Below are 18,643 nucleotides of genomic sequence, written 5' to 3' on the forward strand. Positions count from 1 at the left end.
TGACTAAAATAATAGTGTGATACATTGCGTTGTTTGGAGAAGCATCGCTCGACTCCTGCGGGAAAGCGAGACAGACGAGACCCCGCACGAAGCGAGCGGAATGCTTCGGAAAACAACAGTAGAGTCACAGTGCCAAATGAAAAAAGCGAGGTATTCAACGATTAAATCGTTGAATACCTCGCAATGTGAAAAGATATAGACTTTTTCAGTGCCCTCTAGATAAACAGATTTTATTTTTTAATCTGTCTACCTAATGGGGAGCATATCATAGTTGAGATGTCTTTTTGATTTTATTCATTATATGCGTTTAGCGTGAACACGAAGATACTTTTCGACATCATTGTAAAGTCCTGATTGATTTGCGTATTTCACATAGTTTTTGGCAGTCCGTAACCATTCTAATGTAGATGGCTGTATCTCTTCTAAAACGTGTAATAAATCATTAGTTGTGATAGGACGTTCATCACCAGTAGCTAAAATTTCAGCAAGTACATTTTCAGTAGCTAATTCAATCGTATTTTCAATGTCTGCACCTGAGAAAAACTCAGTTTGAGCAGCTAGTGTTTCGACATCTATTTCTTCAGCATATCTTCCTGCTAGCTTCAATTTAAAAATTTGCTCTCTCGCTTTTTTATCTGGTGGAGCGACAAAGATGAGACGATCGAATCGACCAGGGCGCTTTAAGGCACTATCGATATCCCAAGGGGTATTTGTAGCAGCCATAATAAGTACTTCATCTGTGCTTGTATCAATTCCCTCTAACTCTGTAAGGAATGTGTCGATGATTCCTCGAGTATATTCAGAAGCTTTAGACCGACTCATACCAATCGTGTCTACTTCATCAAAAAACATAATACTTGGCTTTTGAAAACGTGCTTTATCAAAAGCCGCTTTTAAATTTTGTTCACTTTCACCAATATAGCGATTTAATATGTCTGTAATATGAACAGGATAGAAATTAGCCTTACATTCACCAGCGGTTGCCTTGGCAATAAATGTTTTTCCACAACCAGGGGGACCATAGAGCAGTACACCGCCGCCTACTTTTTTTCGAAACTTAGCAAATAGACCTTTGTTATAAAATGGGCTAATAATACGTAAAGTAATGGTCTTTTTTAAGTCATCAAGCCCAGCAACATCCGTAAAAGTGATTTGTTCCTTACCTTTTTTTACTGTTTTAGGGGCTTTACCATCAATAATTTTTAACCTAGGTGTAAAATCTATTATTTGATCCGACTCGGTTTCTTCACTTTTGTCTTCTCTTTCAAGCAATGCTTCTGCTGAAGCGGCAATGTCTTCAGTAGTCTCAATCATTTCATCTGACTTCGTTTGCTGAATTTGCAAACTCGTTTTTGTTAATTCATTTATGATTTCCATACGTAGTGTATCATCTGTACAGAGAGAAATGCCTGTTGAATACGATTGTATAGCTTCTAGCCAACGATCGTTTTCAGCAAGCTCTTTTCCAAGCCAGTAATGTGCTTGAGGGTCAGTTGGGCTTTGTTCCACCATTTGCTGTAACCATTTAATTTTATCCATATCTATAACCCCTTATTTTTCTTAGTCCCTTTGCCAATGGAACTGATATCCATGTATAAAGTGCAAGGATTACATAGCATTTTAAAAACAGCATGGCTATACTATCAAACCCTAGTGCTAGTAATAAAAAGGTTAGCCCAATCCCTACAAGCCAAATGATAGATGGACCCCCTAAACGCTCTATAAAACGATTAGGCGCTAGCAGAGGGTGGGTTGTAATTTCCATCTCTTCTAATAGAGCTAGTAATGTTTGATCCTCAGGATTTAAAAGAAAGGCTTGTCTGTAATATTCTTTCGCTTCTTTTTCGTTATTTCGGAAGGAGGCATTTATTCCGAGGTGCAGCAATTTTGCCACTTCACTATCTGCTGAATTCATATATTGTTCTAATGCAAGGATTTGTTGTTCTTTACTTCCATGTACACCTTGTAAAATAAAGTTTCTCCGTAATACATATGAATTGTCCGGATCTAATTCTAATGCTTTATTGATTAATAACTTTGATTTATCACGATATCCTGTTTGTTTCATTAAAACAGCATAGCCTGCATGTGTTTCTGCATTATTTGGATTTAAGCGAAGTGATTCAAGAAAGGCTTCTTCTGCTTCTTGCCATCGCTCGGTCTCCATGTATAGATGGCCGAGAAAATAAAATATGATTTCCTCATCGAATCCCAATCTCATCGCTTCATGAAATTGTTCTTCAGCCTCACCAAATTCGTTTATTGCATAGTTACTGTAGGCTAACATATACCAAAGCCGGCTATTTTCACTATTGTCATGTAATTCCTCATTAATAAGCTCAATAACTTGGGGATATTTACCTATATTAAAATAATGCTCGATAACTTCAAAGGATGGTTTTTCATATTCATCATATTCTTCAAATTCACTCAAAATATATCTCCTTTCCTATAGTGCTAGTAAGAATAACGTAACCAAAGCATCGATTAAGCCAGAGAAGATGATTGCGATAAATCCTGGCTTCCATAATGATTCAGCACCACCATCTACTGCTAAATGTTCTTTATACGGCTTGTCTAAAAATGCGAAGAAAATGAAAAAACAGGCAACCCCAAATAGTCGACCAATAAATTTAATATATTTTTCATCTATGGGGATGAGTTGTTGACCAATTGCGTAAACGACTGCAAGCTTCGCAATAATAAGTACAATACTAATAATCGTTAACAACTGTATGTGTTTTTTCTCAATTTTTAGCCATTTAGCGTTTTGTATACCTAGTATGGTAATGGCAAAAATACCACCAAATGTAGCAACAAAAAATAGATTACCAATCTCATAGCTTCTTGTCCTGTCTACTTCATTGTTTGTTAAACTAGGTTCATATAGATTTTCCATAATTCCATCAAGCTCCTGTTTCCTATTAATATGGTCCATCATCAAAAGTTGTGGTTGAGCTTTTATTAAAACGTCTACTATGTTAATAGTTGCTTGGAGTAGAGACTGGGCGACTCCTCGGGGATCAGCGATAGAGGAACGAAGGCTAAAAGCATCACATCCTGTGATAACGCCTTCGTGACCAACATCGTGTTGGCCCGAGACCCTGCAGCGCAGCGGATGTTTTCTGTGCGAAAGCGTAGTTTTAAACGTAGCGGCAGCACCAAAAGCGGCTCATCGGACGCCCCCAGGAAGCTCTGCTCTGCGCGAAAGCGAAGCGTCAGCGGCAAAGCGCCCAGTCGGAACGGAAATCAACTACATGTTTTGGTGATGATCCATTAATATCCTGATAATAGTTGTATTATACATATATATCTTTAAACTGGAAACACCTTCTTTACAGGATTGTCATGCTCCTTCATTCTCATTACAAAAATACTTGCTATATTGTTCGGGTTAATTTTTTGAATCAAATTCTATAATCAAAAAAATATTATTTTTGTTATTGAAATAGGGAGAAAATGCACGTTTTAGAATTATTCAATAAAATGAAGAGAATTATTAAAAATGTAACCGATATAATTCAATAGATGATAGAGGAGGTATGTAAATTTGAATAAAAAATTATTTTTGACAGCAGCAGCTATCCCGGTAGCTCTTATTGTACCAACAGTTGCAGGAGCGGCAGCCAATACAGTTTCCGTCACAGGAAATAATATAGTAAATGAAACGTTAAAAGCTTCTATTGAAAACTTACCAGCAAATTCAATTGTTAATGGTTATCAGTGGTATTATGTAGATGGTTCTAACGATTCAACGAAAAAACCAATCTCTGGTGCTACAACTGCGTCATTTACAATACCAGTTGAAGCGGCAGGCAAAGCAGTTTTCGTGGAAGCGACTACAACAAATGGCGATAAGTATAAGAGTGAACCCCGTTCGATTAATGACCTCAAACTTTCAATAACTGCTCCAAGAATTGATAGTAGTTCAAATTATGCAGTACCAGGTGAATTGGTACAAGTCGCAGGTGCAATTGTAACCGATGATGCCGGAGCAAAGTTACAAAGCAGTCAGATTACATATAGCTATCAATGGTTTTATAAAGTTGGTGAATCCTTCACAATTATTGATGGAGCAACTAACGACACATACAGAATTCCTAAAGATGCTTTAGAAAAAGGCATGAAAGATATCATTGTTAAAGTAAAGGCAAAGGTAGGATCTTCTTTCGTGGAATCTGATGTTTCTGCTGTGAGGTCAGTATCGAATGAACCTTCTGATTCAATGGTTGAAGACATTAAAACTTTACTAATAAATGACAACAAATATAATATGACAAGTCTAGAATCTTTTAAGTCAGCTGTCACGGCATTGGAAAGTAAATATCAGGCACTATCAACTGCAGCAAAGGCGAATGTAACAAATTATGATGTATTAAAGAGAGCAGCTGCAGATGTTGAGTTAATTAGCAAGTTAAATGAGAAAGTAGATAAGGTAAAAGAGGTTAATGAAAAAGACCTACCAAAATATTTAAAAGAAATTGATGAGGCCTATGATAAGTTTGATTTATTACAACGTAGCTTAGATCTAAATGATGCGCTATACAATAGCATTAAAAACATTTTGAAAGATCCGGCAGATATCGAAGAATTTAAAGAAGTTAGAAGAATCAATCAGACAATTGTAGCATTATTAACATATGAAAATTCCTTTGCGAAGTATGTACCTACTAGCTTAGAATCTTTACAAGCGGCAGTTGAAACAATTGAAAAGGATAGAGCAAAATTATCTCAAAATTACCGAGCAACTGTTCAAAATCAAACAATTTTAAGTGATGCTAAAGCGGATATTAAAAAGATTGAACAATTTATTAAACTTTTCGATAAGCTGTCAGAAAAAGATTCACCTAGCAAACAGGTGACTACAGCAAAATCAATACGTACGTCTTATGAAAAGTTAACTTATAAACAACTTCAACTTGTACCAGCAAAATATATGCATACATTACTTCTAGCAGAAAACGCGGAAAACAATCAAATAGACAAATTAAATAGTGAGATCGACAGTTATGTAGGCGATGTGGTTGATAGTTACCCAATTGATCCGTCAGTAACTACTTGGCAAAGTCATGTTAATAATGTAAACCGTATTATCAATGAATATAAGGGCTTAACGAAAAATTCAGCGGCTAAAATTGTCGGATATGATAGCATTGTAACCTTGCAAAAAGATTTTAAAGCAGCTGAAAAAGTTGTTAAGGATATGGACGCCTATCAAAAACTTTCAGTAACGCCAGGTGTAGCTGAAAGTAAGTTAAAAACGAACTACACGAATGTATTGAACGCTTATAATAAGTTAACTAGTCTACAACAATCACTTGTTTATAATGCAAATGATTTTTTATTAAATACACCAACTATTACAGTTAATACAAATGGTAAGGAACCTGCTGATAAAGCTGCTGCATTGGCTTTAAAGGCTGATGTGGATAAGCTTGCTGATGTAACGAAATATACATTTGTACAATTTGAATCTGCTGTTAATGCAGCAACAACAAAATATAAAAACCTATCTTCCGCTGGACGAAAGTATGTAACAAACTATTATTTATTAACAGCGGCTAGTAAAGATCTTTCTGGTGTGAAATCATTCCATAAAAAAGTGCAAACCGCAAGAGAAGAAACGGATGCTACGAAACAAGCGAAAAAAATTCAAACAGTACAAACTGCTTATGCAAAACTACCTGCAAATCAACAGTTTCTTGCAAAACAGCAATATGAAGATTTGCTCAATAATCGTTTAGAAGATGGCAATGCACCAGATATCACTAAATTAAATAATGAAATTGCAAAAATTGTCTCAAATGATACGTATACAGTTTCAATGGAAAAAATTAATGAGCTTTCAAAGCAATATAATAAGCTAAGCTCTAGCGATAAAAAACGTATTACGAATGCTTCCATCTTAACAACGGCAGTTTCTGATGTAAAAAAAGTTGAATCATTTATGAAGACGTATGAAAAATCATTTAATAGTAACCCAACTACTGTCATCAAAGCTTTTGCTAAGCTTACATCAAAACAAATGAGTTTAGTAAGTCCAGAAATAAGACAATCTATTATTGATCAAGATAAAAATCAACAACAGTCTAATGAAATTGCTTTGAAATTAGTGGAATCCATTAATTCATTGCTTGTAAATGGTGAATATATTGATGACTTGGAGACGAAAGTAAAAGAAATTCGTACAGCATATGATGGTCTTAGTGCTTCCGAAAAAAGCGTCGTGAAAAACTATTCTAAGCTAACTCAGGCCGAGAGTGATTTGAAAAAGGTAGCAGAGGTTCATGCTCTTTACGTGCCAGCTACAAACGATAATGCAGCAGCTCGTAAAGCTTGGCAAACTGCATACGGTAAGCTCTCGAAGAAATTAGAAATTTTATATAAGAAGATGTATGCAAACGATTTATAAAAATAGTTTAAACCAAAACCCCGGATAAGAAATTTATTCGGGGTTTAAATGTGTGTACCTGGAATGAGGATGTTGATATAAATTAAAAGTTGGGTGATAAAACATCAAAGTGTTCCGATGAAGTTGGATGACATTATGTTAAAAAGTATATGTGGATAAGTGATTGGAGAGAGGAAAATGGTCAGGTAAAGCTTATATGGCGAAGGCTAGTATTTTCGATGATGTCGATTTCTATCTGTTATGACTTACACCTCTCTCGCAAACTATGCGGCTACTTTTAAGTTTACAGGGAAAAGTACACATGCAGCAGCTGCACCACATCTGGGAAGAAGTGTATGAGAAGCTGTTGAGTTAATGAATGGTAGGGTAAACTATTTACGTGAGCATATCATGCCAAAAGCGCGCGTGCATTATGCGGTACAACCATAGGAGGATCGTCTCCAAATGTCGTGCAACCATATGAAAAGGTGACAGAGCGCTTAAAAAACATCAAGTATAAAATTTATCAAAAATATAAGGCGCAATGACTGAAACATCGTTAGAAATCGCCTTTGTGAGGGCAGCGTCATATTTTATTCCAAATAAAACACTGTATGATGCGATGCAAAAACAAATACTTGATTGAGAAATGCAAACTTATGAAATAGACTGCTGTTGATTAAATTGAAATCCAGCACATATTGAAGAAGAAGGAACGTCTGAATGAGGAGACTTATGATTTGCTGATTCCAGAAGGCTAAGTATACAAAACTTTAAAAAGTATTTAAAAAGTTATACCAAATAGAGTCTTCGTAGGGTAAACTATGGAGACTCTGTTTTTGCCTATTATTAAGTTTTTTCTTAGTAAAGTGTATTTATTGAGTAGTTATGGCGTAAAAATGCCGTTTTTTTGAAAGGAGATCACAAAATGCCGACAGATCATATCAATCATCATAATCACCTTGCGGCAGAATGGGTGAAACAGTTTCGTCCTTATACGAAAGAGGGACAATGCGCAAGCTATATTCCCGCTTTAGCGGAAAAAGAGCCAAATCAATTAGCGATTTCGATTATCGGTACTAATAATGAGGAAATGAAAGCTGGAGACACAACTGAACTATTTACGCTGCAAAGTGTTTCAAAAGTCATTACATTTATATTAGCGTGTATGGAACGGGGATTACCTTATGTTTTAGAACGAGTAGATGTTGAACCTACAGGTGACACCTTCAATTCCATTATTCGACTAGAAAGCCATCAGCCTGGAAAACCTTTTAATCCAATGATTAATGCAGGAGCGATTACAGTATCCTCTATGCTTGACGGTAGTTCTCCACAAGAGAAGGTTTCGAAAATCCTTCAATTTTTAGAACAAATCGTTGGCAAGGAATTAAAGGTTAATGAAGAGGTCTATCAATCTGAGTGGCAAACTGCCAATCGAAACCGTTCATTAGCCTATTATTTAATGGATTCTGGCTTTTTAGACTGTCCTGTAGAAGAAGCATTAGAGGTTTATTTGAAACAATGTGCTATTGAAGTAAATGTTTCAGATTTAGCGATGATTGGTTTAGTCATTGCCAATGATGGTTATCATCCTTTATTAAAAACACAGCTATTTCCTAAACAAGTAGCAAAATTAGCGAAGGCGTTGATGGTTACTTGCGGGATGTATAATGCTTCTGGTAAATTTGCAGCATTTATCGGGTTACCTGCAAAAAGTGGTGTCTCTGGAGCAATTTTAGCGGCAGTGCCAAGTCACGCGGGCTTAGATTCACCTTTTCCTACTGGCTGTGGTATTGGCATTTACGGACCAGCAATTGATGACATCGGGAACAGTGTAGCTGGAGTGCATTTACTAAAGCATATTGCTACCGAGTGGAATATGAATATTTTTTAATCCATTCAAAAAGATGACTTCATAAATGGAGTCATCTTTTTTATGATGTTGATTATATTGTTAATTTGCAATGAAAAAATTACTTTCTTTTCATTTTATAAATAATCATTAGTAGAATAAACCAAATTGGTGTTAATAGTAATGCGGTACGTGTTGCCTCTGAAATGAACATGACTACTAATAAAAATGCAAAGAAGGCAAGTACTAAATAGTTCACGAACGGAGTAAAAGGTGCCTTGAAAATCGATGCTTCATGAAGTGCGCGATTTTTACGTTTATAAATGATATGAGAGATTAATATAATACTCCACACCCATATAAAGCAAATAGCACTAATCGTTGTCACAACACTAAAGGCATTTTCAGGCATTAATTTACTTAGTAATGCACCAGCGGAAACTACAATTGCAGAAACAACGAGTGCGTTACTTGGCACACTGTTTTTATTGAGCTTTGCAAACTTTGGCGAAGCTTGCTTGTTGTTTCCAAGATTAAAAAGCATGCGGCTAGTAGAAAATAAACCACTATTACCTGCTGAAGCAGCAGATGTAAGAACGACAAAATTAATAATACCTGCAGCAATTGGAATACCAGCTAGTGTAAATACTTGTACAAATGGGCTACTTGATGCAGACATTTCATACCAAGGATTAATGCATAAAATAACAAATAACGCTCCTACGTAGAATAATAAAATGCGTAATGGAATTTTATTAATGGCAGAAGGAATATTTTTTTTAGGGTTGGCCGTTTCTGCAGCAGAAACTCCTACTAATTCGACACCAACAAAGGCGAAAACAACCATTTGGAATGCCATTAGGAAACCGTATAGGCCGTTCGGGAATAAACCGCCATTTGTCCAAAGATTTTCAACTGTCACTGTGCCAGAGCTTGTTTGAAAGCCTGTAAATAACATGATTAGGCCAATAACAATCAGTGCCACAATGGTGATGACTTTTATAAGGGCAAACCAAAATTCTAGTTCGCCAAATAGTTTTACAGTTAACAAATTCAAAATTAGTAACAGTACTAAACACCCGATTGCAGGCACCCATTGAGGTATATCAAACCAATAATGTGTATAAACGCCGACTGCAATAATATCTGCCATAGCGGTCATGATCCAGCAGAACCAGTATGTCCAGCCAGTGATGTAACCTGCCAAAGGACCTATGTATTCGGATGCAAAATCGGTAAATGATGTATAGCCAGCATTCGATAATAATAATTCACCTAATGCCCGCATAACAAAAAATAAGGCGGTTCCGACAATGAGATAGGCAAAGATGATGGAAGGTCCCGCTAAAGCAATGGCTTTACCTGAACCTAAAAATAAACCAGTACCGATTGTTCCACCGATCGCTATGAGCTGCACATGGCGATTTTTTAATTCACGTTTTAATTGTTGTTGTTCCACGTTGATCCCCCTCAAAGATACGTAAAAACTATGACTGGAAAATAAAAAAGAGACTAGTAATGACACTAGTCTCGTAAACGACAGAATAACAAATACCGATTACGGATGTTGTATGTAAATACAGAAAAACATTCGTATGGTATAGCTTTCGTGTTGAAAGTTAATATTACTCCTCTGTCCTTTTGCCTGAGATAGTGAACCCTTCGGCGACGCAAAATGCGCTCTCTCCAGAACTGCTCCTGCTATAGTGTTATCCATAGCATTCATAGCTTATATTGTATGTCTGTATGACATTATTTTAAGATATTATAAATCCTATCAGTGCCTAGTTAATTATTCAAGGGTAAATTTCAAACATTTTCAGAAAAAAAGAAGAATGGAGTTCATCTAGGTAAATACTTTACGAAAAATAGTATTTTTAGACATACGTTAATTTAAGGATACTATTTAATTCGTAGTATAAAGTGGCGCATCTACGAAAATTATGAATGACATTTTATAAGTCGATTGGAGAGGAGACTAAAGCGACTTCTTGAGGATTAGCGGGTCATCGGACGCCCCTAGGAAAGGGCTGAGTCGGAACGAAAAAATCAACCACATGTTGATGATGGGAATGTGAATGTAATGAGTATATTACCTCACGTTGTTTTATCCTTTTCTGTAGAACTAACTTGTCAGACGTTAAACAATATATATAATATAGTAGAAACTCAGAATTTTTTGCAAAAAGAAACCATCTCATAGTCATCTGAGATGGTTTACATTTTGTTTAAAACAAAATTGATATAGGTAAATACAAATAAATTTACTTTGTTTCATGAGTAGATGTATTTATATTAGTCACTAATGTCTTATTGATTTGTTAATTTTGTTTTTTGGACTTTACTTTACCTGTCCAAGTACGGAAGCCGCCTTGAAGTTGGTAAATTTGGTTGTAGCCACGTTTTTTAAGAAATAGAGCAGCACGTGAGCTACGGCCTGTATTTTGACAGTATAAATATACTGGTAAATCTGGGCGAATTTCTTTGTGACGTTGACGTAGAGTAGTCGAAGGAACATTGCGTGCACCAAGGATGTGACCAGCATCAAATTCTTTTTGTTCACGTACGTCAATAAGCTGTGCTTTACGATAGCCTTCAATAAATTGTTCTTGTGTTAGGTTTGTTACGGCTTTTTTTAGTCGTAGGGCATTAATGCCGATATAAGCAATTACAACTACTAAAATAACACCGATTGTGATAAGTATGTTCAACAAAATTTCTTACCCCTTTCTATCTTCTTTATTATTATAAAAGATGCGCTAGCGATAGTCCAATGAGTTTGATAAAATAAATTACATTGTGGCTAGAATTAATCTATCTAAATTTCTGGATGTTATTAGTGGAATCATCCCACTACATTCATAGACTAGGGTGGACGATTACTTCAATAAAAAATAGAACTAAACGCAGAGTGTCAAAATTTTGAGAAGTATTGTTTTTTAATCATCACCTAGAGTAGGATGACATTTGTTAAAACGTATGCCATATTCAGGTTGATTGGAGTGAAGGCAGGGGGACTCCTTGAGGATCATAGCGTCACAGATGAGATCCTACAGCGAAGCGGATGTTTTCTGTGCTGAAGCGAAGCGACAGCAACAAATGTTTTAACTGTGCGAAAGCGAAGCGGCAGCAACAAAGCGACCAGCCGGAACGCCCACGTTATGGTGATGAGACTTATTTTTGTACACGTTGCTAATGTTCAATTAAATATTTGTAGGAGATGAAAATATGACAACTTGGTATTTTCTAAATTCAGGGAAATGTAGCCCTTCTTTTAATATGGCGTTAGATGAAGCATTACTTGATTGGCATAGTGAAGGTTTAATTCCACCAGTCATTCGTTTTTATGAGTGGGAGCCAGCAACACTTTCGATTGGCTATTTTCAGCAAGCAAACAGAGATATTAATCTAGAAGCGGTACGAGAACAAGGACTAGGCTTTGTTCGTCGTCCAACAGGTGGTAGAGCTGTTTTACATGAACATGAATTGACATATAGCGTCATTGTATCAGAAAGCTATCCAAATATGCCTGAAACAGTGACAGAGGCATATAGAGTGTTAAGTGAAGGTATATTGCAAGGTTTTCATAATCTAGGTATGGATGCTTATTTTAGTGTACCTGATACAGAAGAACAAAGAGCAGACTTAAAGAAACCAAAAAGCGCAGTTTGCTTTGATGCGCCAAGTTGGTATGAGCTTGTCGTGGAAGGTAAAAAAGTAGCTGGTAGTGCACAAACACGTCAAAAAGGTGTTATTTTACAGCATGGAGCTATTTTACTTGATTTAGATCAAGAAAAATTATTGTCTGTCTTCAATTTTTCAAGTGAAGAGGCGAAGGACCGTATGCGTAGAAAGATGCCAGAGAAGGCTGTTGCTATCAATAACCTTGTTAAAGAACCAGTGACAATAGAACAATGTGTGACAGCATTTAGAGATGGTTTTGCAAAATCGTTGCAAATTGATTTAAAACCATTTACACTTTCTGAGGAGCAATTAGAATATGTACATGCACTAGAAGAAAAAAAATATGCATGTGATGATTGGAACTTCAAAAAATAAAAAATGGTATAAGAAAAATATTTTTTTATCGTTCAATCCTTGTAATAACAAGCAGTTCGGGTTCTATTCGAAATTGCAAGAGTTGAATTGAAAAACTATATATAGTATCTTAATTAAAGAAATATACACAATATGTAGTGTTTAGCGACACATGATATTGTGTATTTATTTTGTAAGGTAGAGAATAAGGGAGGCAAAACGATGGTACTCACAAATCATCAACCCGAAGTAAACAAATTTAAACAGTTAAACAAAGACATTGAACAATTTCCACAGGTTCATCCTGTAACACCTGATATGCACATTACGCATAAAGGTGTATCAAGACTTGTAATGATCGATCGCTACTCGTTTAAGGATACGGAGAAGAAAACGTTAAAAGCCGGTGATTTTGTCGTATTAACAGTGAAGTCAGATCCGAAATTCCCTGCACGTGGTTTAGGGACAATTCAAAAGCTTGATATGTCTACGAAAACAGCAGAAATTTTGATTGAGGAAGATTACCGTAGTGCTTTAGATGATCCGAAAGAGCAAGAGACGGGTGTGATTACACGTTCAATTGACGTGCTAGAAAAGCCTCTTGAAATATTTTATGAACAAATCGCAAAACGAAATGCAACAGGACTTGCTGCTGTTGAAAAAACACCAGAGAAACGCCAAGAATGGTTTGAGAAGTTTTATGAGCAGTTAGTATCATTAAAATTCATTCCAGCTGGACGAGTTATTTATGGAGCAGGATCTGAAACAGATGTAACGTTCTTCAACTGTTACGTAATGCCATTTGTAGCAGATTCACGTGAAGGAATCAGTGATCATCGTAAGCAAGTAATGGAAATTATGAGCCGCGGTGGTGGTGTAGGGACGAATGGTTCGACATTGCGTCCACGTAACACTTTAGCACGTGGTGTAAATGGTAAATCATCCGGTTCCGTTTCATGGTTAGATGATATTGCGAAGCTGACTCATCTTGTCGAACAAGGTGGTTCCCGTTAACCGAAAACGGCGGGATTAAAATCTCGTGAATTGCTGGAACACCCTGAGAGCTTTTCTTGCTACAACGTAAACTGTGAAGTTAGGCGTGAATGCTTGAAAAAAGAAAAGATTGGGCAATCAGCAGCGAAGCATCTATGGAAACGTAGTTGAACGTTCAACGACTATTGAACCTTCCTAAACTTTGAACCACATCGGAGGTGGAAGCATGGAAGAAGTAAATCGTAATGTACGGAGACGTCCTTACGAGGCGCGAGACAAAGAACGATTGATTAAAGGAATTATTGAGTTGCATGAAAATGGTATGAGCCAAGTTGATATTGCAAAAACACTTAACATTGGAAGAGGAACAATCTTTAGATGGAATAAAGAGCTAGATCTTTTTAAAGCAAGAAAGCCTGGTCAAGCAGGAAAGCTGAAAAATAAGAAGTATCATTATGATGAACACTATTTTAAAAATATTGATACTGCAAATAAGGCTTATTTAGTAGGTTATATTACAGGTGATGGTACTATAAATGATCGTGGTAAATCGAAGCGGATTATTTTATCACTTGCTGAACAGGACCGGCAACTACTTGAAGATATCGCAAAAGAATTATCTATGCAAGAAGCGATTAAATTCCGTCAACGCTATGCACCGAATGAACAAAACAAATACTCTTTAACAATTAATTCAACAGAAATGTGCAATGATTTAATGAGGTTGGGTATTACACCTCGAAAAACAGGTTTTGAAAGTTGGATTGATTTTAAAAATGAGGATTTGCAATGGGCTTATTTAAGAGGGTTTTTTGATGCAGATGGCCATTTTTCCAAGCGTGGGAGAATAGGATTTACAGGTAATTGTCAAATGCTTTTATCATTACTCCAATTTTTGCATAATCAACAACTAGCTTTAACCATCCATAAAGTTTACCCAAAACAAGGATGCGTTGACTTATTCATTTATCGAAAAGCTGATGTGTTAAAGATTGTTCGAAAGTTATACGGTCATGGTTCCTTACAACTCAATAGAAAATATGAAAAAATCAAACCCTTCTTTGATGATATAGTCTGATCTTATGTGAAAGCATAAGAATGTGGCAGAAATGACCACATCGGAAAAGTATTTTAAAATATTTTTTTGTAACAAAAAGCGTGGGGCACAAATGATTATGCTGGCAGATTGGCATCCTGATATCGTGGAATTTATTATTTCAAAAATGCAAAATCCACGTATTCTACGATACCTAATCGAAAATACAACGGATAAAACAATTATTCGTCTAGCAAAAGAAAAATTAAACTTTAAGCCTCTTTCATTCCAAGAGGAAGCGATGTATCAAGGTATTGTTAACTATAAAGGTATCGAAGGCTTAGGTGGTTTTGATACGGCTATTATTCGTGAAGCGGAAAACAAACTGCGTGATGGTGGTACTTATACGGTTCACAATCCAGAGTTTTTAACTGGTGCAAATATTTCTGTAACATTAACAAAAGAATTTATGCAAGCTGTAGAAAATGACGCTGACTTTGAGCTTCGTTTCCCAGCTGTTGAAGAATATACAAAAGAAGAGATGGCTATTTACAACAGCGAATGGCATAAAGTTGGCGATGTGCGTGAATGGGAGAAAATGGGCTATAAAGTACGCACTTACCGTACTATTAAAGCGAAGGAATTATGGAATTTAATTAACGTTTGTGCAACATACTCTGCAGAGCCAGGTATTTTCTTCATCGACAACGCTAATGACATGACTAATGCAAAAGCTTATGGTCAAAGCGTTGTAGCAACAAACCCGTGTGGTGGACTTCGCCTCACGTTAAAAATTGCGGGATAAAGCGGGAAAGCTGAGATGCTAATCCGAACCGAAGGCTAAAGGTAAAACTTCAGTCAGGGGCAACGCATACCCGGTGATCCTACTTAGTAGACTATAACCCGGGCACGAGACCGCAACATTACACATAACATTAGACTGGCCTAATTAGAGAAAGGCTGTGATCAAATGAACAGAGGTTATGCAGGTTTTTATAAATCATATTATTTAAGAAGTTCATATGAGTATGCATATGCCAAATTTCTAGATTATCATTCAATTTCTTGGGGCTATGAAGACAAAGTATTTAATATTGGATTCAAATTTTATAAACCTGATTTTTTCTTCTATAATGATAACGGTGATATCATAAAGATTGTTGAAATTAAGTCTCGCGATATTACGGCGAAAGAAAAAGCTCTAGAAGCTTTAAAGGTTATTGAAACAACTTATGATATTAATTGCGAATTAATTTCTTATGAAGATTTGCTCGAAATGTATAAACTTGTACCATTTTCGTTAACTTCAACGATAACAGAATGGATAGAATCAAAAAATACAACAATAAACAAAGCTAATTATGGCAAGTTAAATGCTCATTTCAATCAACAACATAATGAGCATACTAAAAAAATAATTGGACAACATACAAAGCGATTGTGGGAATCTAATAGTCCGGCGAAAGCAAGAATGATTGAAGGTTTAAGAAAATCTGGCTTGGCTCAAAAGGGTAAGCAAAAGAAACCTAGGGAACAAAGAATCTGTAAAACTTGTGGGAGCAAGTTTGAAGTTATTGTTTCTTCATCCAAATGGTTTTGTACTCAATCATGCGCTGGAAGTTCAAATATTCAAGTTGCCACACAAACTTATGTTGAAAAGCGAGCAAAAGTTCATCAAGAAATTAAACAGACTGTAATTAAATGGGCAATCGACAATCAGAAAATTATTACTGCAACCCCCTTTAATCAAATAAAATCAACTCTCCAACCATTAATTGAAAGCATTTATCAAGAATTTGGAGTTAAAGATTTTAGAGTGATTTCGAAATCAATCTTTGGGGAAGATAGAGGAAGAAAAGAACTACTTAGGTTTATGAAAAAAATGTGTAATGAAAATGTATGCTGAGCTTACAGGAATTGAACTGTAAGAACTAGAGGATAAAAAGCCTTTAGGATAACAATAATTGGAACAACCACTTGCACCATATTCTGTGTGTAACTTAGCAGCTGTGAACTTAGCGCAGTTTGCAAATAAAGAAGATCAAACAATTGATTACGAAGCACTACGTGAAACAGTTCGTGTTGGTGTTCGTATGCAAGATAATGTTATTGATGCTACACCATACTTCTTAGAAGAAAACCGTGTACAAGCTCTTGGAGAGCGTCGTGTTGGCTTGGGCGTAATGGGCTTAGCGGACTTACTCATTTATTGTGAGAAAGAATATGGTTCAGAAGCTGGTAATGAGCTAGTCGATGAAATCTTTAAAACGATTGCTGAAACTGCGTATGAGGCGTCAACAGAGCTTGCAAAAGAACGCGGTAGCTTCCCATTCCTTGTAGGAGCAACAGAGGAAGAGACAGCACGTTTACGTAAAGCATTTACTGAAACAGGCTTCATGCAAAAAATGCCTGCACATATTAAAGAGCAAATTTTAGCAACTGGTATTCGCAACTCGCATTTACTAACAGTAGCTCCAACTGGTTCTACTGGGACGATGGTTGGCGTGGCAACTGGTCTTGAGCCATACTTCTCGTTCACATATTACCGCTCAGGTCGTCTAGGTAAATTCATCGAGGTAAAAGCAGAGATCGTACAAGAATATTTAGAACGTCATCCAGAAGTGAGTGAGAACGAACTTCCTGAATGGTTTGTGACGGCGATGGAGTTAAAACCAGAGGCGCATGCTGATGTACAATGTATCATCCAAAAATGGATTGATTCATCCATTTCAAAAACGGTAAACGCACCAAAAGGTTATACAGTACAACAAGTTGAAAAAGTGTACGAGCGTTTATATAAAGGTGGCGCTAAAGGTGGTACGGTCTATGTAGATGGTAGCCGTGATTCACAAGTACTGACACTAAAAGCTGAAGAAAATGATATGGATCAACTATCATTCGAGGAAGAATTAGTAGAAGTACCAACGAAGCGTCCGGTTGTATTAGTAGATACGATTCAAGCGTTAGAATCGACAACAGTTATCGGTTCGGATGTAGGGAATACTTGCCCTGTATGCCGTAAAGGAACTGTAGAGGAAATCGGTGGCTGTAATACTTGTACAAACTGTGCTGCACAGTTAAAATGTGGCCTATAAAATAATGAAAAAGTGTCTATCTCGTCAAAAAGACGGATAGGCACTTTTTTTATCTTCATTTATTTATCAAAAAATTAAATTTAGGAGGAATTAACTTGAAAAAATCTTATTCAGTACACTATTGTTACTTTCACTAGTTTTAGTAGCATTTTCTCCTTTAAAGGCTTTTGCATCAACTGACGTAATAGCAGAGCCGACATTAGGTGAAACTACTGATATAGTTCCTTTTGCCAAAACTAATGCAGTTGCTGGTTTAACTATTTATGCTAGTTCAGACGCAGATAATGGGAGCTCGATTCCAAGTACCTCTGGACAGGCATGGATAACAGTATCTAATTATAAATCAACTTCAATCAGTGTCGGCAAGCTTAGTGGTATAGCGCAATATAAATTAATATCTGTAGGGACATGGGAAATAAATCTGAACATACTGGTTTATGGTATGGATTAGAATCAAAATTTGTTTCTCAAGGAGCTTATTCAAATCGAGTATCTTTGAGTATGGATTTAACACAGGCTCAATTAGATACAATAAATTCAAAAATAATTAATGGAGATTCTTGGTCAACATTAAACAACTGCTCTAGCTTTGCTGTAGATGTATGGAATTCAGTTTCTTCTGTTAAACTAAGTGCAGGCTCAACAATAAAAACTCCTACAACTTTGGGAGATAGTATCAAGAGTAAAACAGGATATGTGAGTGGACTAGGTTTTACACATACGTATAAAGTCTATTATGCAAATGGGACAGGATCACCCTCACAAAGTACTCAGTGGAATTAAGTCTCTATTAAACTATAATAACAATTATAAATTTAGGGAAATCGAGGTGGGGATTGTATGAAAAAGGGCTTAATAATTACCTTAATAATAATTATTTTAGCTGTAGGAGGTATAGCCATGATTTTTTTTACGACAACGGTATCACCTGAAAGTATTGCAATAAGTGAAGTTAATATAGGAGATGAGAAAATTTTAATTAAAGGAAGTATTGCTGAAAGTGGTTCCTCTTATTCTGGTGAAAAAATATGGGAAAAAGATGGTGTAATCTATATTAATATTAAGTCTAAGTTGATAAATTTCGGTAACTCTCTTGATAATTTCAACATTTCACTAGAAAAGAGAGATTATGGGGATTTTTCAGAAGTAGTTTTAATAAAAGATGATAACAAAAGAACAATATGGTCAAAATAATTAATTGAGTTAATTTCATAATTTTAATCCCTTAAAATATC

The 18,643-nt window shown here is 36.0% G+C and carries 13 protein-coding genes, 3 pseudogenes and 1 riboswitch; of the genes and pseudogenes, 11 read left to right on the forward strand and 5 right to left on the reverse strand.

Annotation, left to right across the window (positions count from 1 at the left end):
• Window positions 1-297 precede the first annotated feature (297 nt).
• Genes ACIPKN_RS12750 through ACIPKN_RS12760 form a run of 3 tightly spaced genes read right to left on the reverse strand, consistent with a single transcriptional unit; the run spans window position 298 to window position 2,899 of the window.
• Window positions 298-1,539 (reverse strand): AAA family ATPase, encoded by a 1,242-nt coding sequence (locus tag ACIPKN_RS12750; protein ID WP_400936518.1) that lies wholly within the window; start codon window positions 1,537-1,539, stop codon window positions 298-300.
• On the reverse strand, window positions 1,532-2,434 hold the full coding sequence (locus ACIPKN_RS12755; protein WP_400936520.1) for a tetratricopeptide repeat protein: 903 nt from the start codon (window positions 2,432-2,434) through the stop codon (window positions 1,532-1,534). The genes ACIPKN_RS12750 and ACIPKN_RS12755 overlap by 8 nt, the downstream gene beginning before the upstream one ends.
• Before the next feature lie 15 nt (window positions 2,435-2,449).
• A complete protein-coding gene (locus tag ACIPKN_RS12760) occupies window positions 2,450-2,899 on the reverse strand; it encodes a hypothetical protein (RefSeq protein ID WP_400936522.1) in 450 nt (149 codons plus the stop codon).
• Between the two features lie 651 nt (window positions 2,900-3,550).
• Here ACIPKN_RS12760 and ACIPKN_RS12765 point away from each other — a divergent pair.
• Both ACIPKN_RS12765 and ACIPKN_RS12770 read left to right on the forward strand, forming a co-directional pair.
• Complete coding sequence (locus ACIPKN_RS12765) at window positions 3,551-6,412, forward strand: hypothetical protein (protein ID WP_400936524.1); 2,862 nt, start codon at window positions 3,551-3,553, stop codon at window positions 6,410-6,412.
• Between the two features lie 907 nt (window positions 6,413-7,319).
• Window positions 7,320-8,288, forward strand: coding sequence for a glutaminase (locus ACIPKN_RS12770; RefSeq protein ID WP_400936526.1), 969 nt, complete (start codon window positions 7,320-7,322; stop codon window positions 8,286-8,288).
• A gap of 79 nt (window positions 8,289-8,367) precedes the next feature.
• Here the strand turns inward: ACIPKN_RS12770 and ACIPKN_RS12775 are convergent, their stop codons facing one another.
• Together ACIPKN_RS12775 and ACIPKN_RS12780 are read right to left on the reverse strand one after the other, a co-directional pair.
• Window positions 8,368-9,705: an amino acid permease gene (locus ACIPKN_RS12775; RefSeq protein WP_400936529.1), complete on the reverse strand. Its 1,338-nt coding sequence runs from the start codon at window positions 9,703-9,705 to the stop codon at window positions 8,368-8,370.
• A 164-nt stretch (window positions 9,706-9,869) separates the two neighbouring features.
• Window positions 9,870-9,946: riboswitch (glycine riboswitch) on the reverse strand.
• Window positions 9,947-10,567: 621 nt separating this feature from the next.
• Complete coding sequence (locus ACIPKN_RS12780; RefSeq protein ID WP_400936849.1) at window positions 10,568-10,957, reverse strand: rhodanese-like domain-containing protein; 390 nt, start codon at window positions 10,955-10,957, stop codon at window positions 10,568-10,570.
• Window positions 10,958-11,474: 517 nt separating this feature from the next.
• Here ACIPKN_RS12780 and ACIPKN_RS12785 point away from each other — a divergent pair.
• From ACIPKN_RS12785 to ACIPKN_RS12825, 9 genes and pseudogenes are all read left to right on the forward strand, one after another.
• Window positions 11,475-12,305, forward strand: coding sequence for a lipoate--protein ligase family protein (locus tag ACIPKN_RS12785; protein WP_185903368.1), 831 nt, complete (start codon window positions 11,475-11,477; stop codon window positions 12,303-12,305).
• Between the two features lie 201 nt (window positions 12,306-12,506).
• A pseudogene (locus ACIPKN_RS12790) lies at window positions 12,507-13,295 on the forward strand (ribonucleotide reductase N-terminal alpha domain-containing protein); the annotation flags it as partial.
• A gap of 208 nt (window positions 13,296-13,503) precedes the next feature.
• On the forward strand, window positions 13,504-14,355 hold the full coding sequence (locus ACIPKN_RS12795; RefSeq protein WP_400936531.1) for a helix-turn-helix domain-containing protein: 852 nt from the start codon (window positions 13,504-13,506) through the stop codon (window positions 14,353-14,355).
• A 76-nt stretch (window positions 14,356-14,431) separates the two neighbouring features.
• Window positions 14,432-15,085 (forward strand): annotated as a pseudogene (locus ACIPKN_RS12800) (vitamin B12-dependent ribonucleotide reductase); the annotation flags it as partial.
• 198 nt (window positions 15,086-15,283) lie between these two features.
• Window positions 15,284-16,219 carry a restriction endonuclease gene (locus ACIPKN_RS12805; RefSeq protein ID WP_400936533.1) on the forward strand — a complete coding sequence of 312 codons (936 nt, stop codon included), beginning with the start codon at window positions 15,284-15,286 and terminating at the stop codon, window positions 16,217-16,219.
• 61 nt (window positions 16,220-16,280) lie between these two features.
• Window positions 16,281-17,408, forward strand: a pseudogene (locus ACIPKN_RS12810) (ribonucleoside-diphosphate reductase); the annotation flags it as partial.
• A 121-nt stretch (window positions 17,409-17,529) separates the two neighbouring features.
• A complete protein-coding gene (locus ACIPKN_RS12815) occupies window positions 17,530-17,859 on the forward strand; it encodes a hypothetical protein (RefSeq protein WP_400936535.1) in 330 nt (109 codons plus the stop codon).
• 50 nt (window positions 17,860-17,909) lie between these two features.
• Window positions 17,910-18,191 (forward strand): hypothetical protein, encoded by a 282-nt coding sequence (locus tag ACIPKN_RS12820; protein WP_400936537.1) that lies wholly within the window; start codon window positions 17,910-17,912, stop codon window positions 18,189-18,191.
• Between the two features lie 57 nt (window positions 18,192-18,248).
• On the forward strand, window positions 18,249-18,602 hold the full coding sequence (locus tag ACIPKN_RS12825; protein ID WP_400936539.1) for a hypothetical protein: 354 nt from the start codon (window positions 18,249-18,251) through the stop codon (window positions 18,600-18,602).
• Window positions 18,603-18,643: the final 41 nt, after the last annotated feature.

This window comes from Lysinibacillus sp. NPDC086135, from assembly GCF_044746345.1.
GTDB lineage: Bacteria > Bacillota > Bacilli > Bacillales_A > Planococcaceae > Lysinibacillus.

Bases quoted from the DNA above. Each gene is read 5' to 3' on its own strand.
- ACIPKN_RS12825 (WP_400936539.1), top strand. From the start codon at position 18,249: ATGAAAAAGGGCTTAATAATTACCTTAATAATAATTATTTTAGCTGTA.
- ACIPKN_RS12760 (WP_400936522.1), bottom strand. From the start codon at position 2,899: ATGGAAAATCTATATGAACCTAGTTTAACAAACAATGAAGTAGACAGG.
- ACIPKN_RS12795 (WP_400936531.1), top strand. From the start codon at position 13,504: ATGGAAGAAGTAAATCGTAATGTACGGAGACGTCCTTACGAGGCGCGA.
- ACIPKN_RS12750 (WP_400936518.1), bottom strand. From the start codon at position 1,539: ATGGATAAAATTAAATGGTTACAGCAAATGGTGGAACAAAGCCCAACT.
- ACIPKN_RS12770 (WP_400936526.1), top strand. From the start codon at position 7,320: ATGCCGACAGATCATATCAATCATCATAATCACCTTGCGGCAGAATGG.
- ACIPKN_RS12820 (WP_400936537.1), top strand. From the start codon at position 17,910: ATGGATTTAACACAGGCTCAATTAGATACAATAAATTCAAAAATAATT.
- ACIPKN_RS12785 (WP_185903368.1), top strand. From the start codon at position 11,475: ATGACAACTTGGTATTTTCTAAATTCAGGGAAATGTAGCCCTTCTTTT.
- ACIPKN_RS12805 (WP_400936533.1), top strand. From the start codon at position 15,284: ATGAACAGAGGTTATGCAGGTTTTTATAAATCATATTATTTAAGAAGT.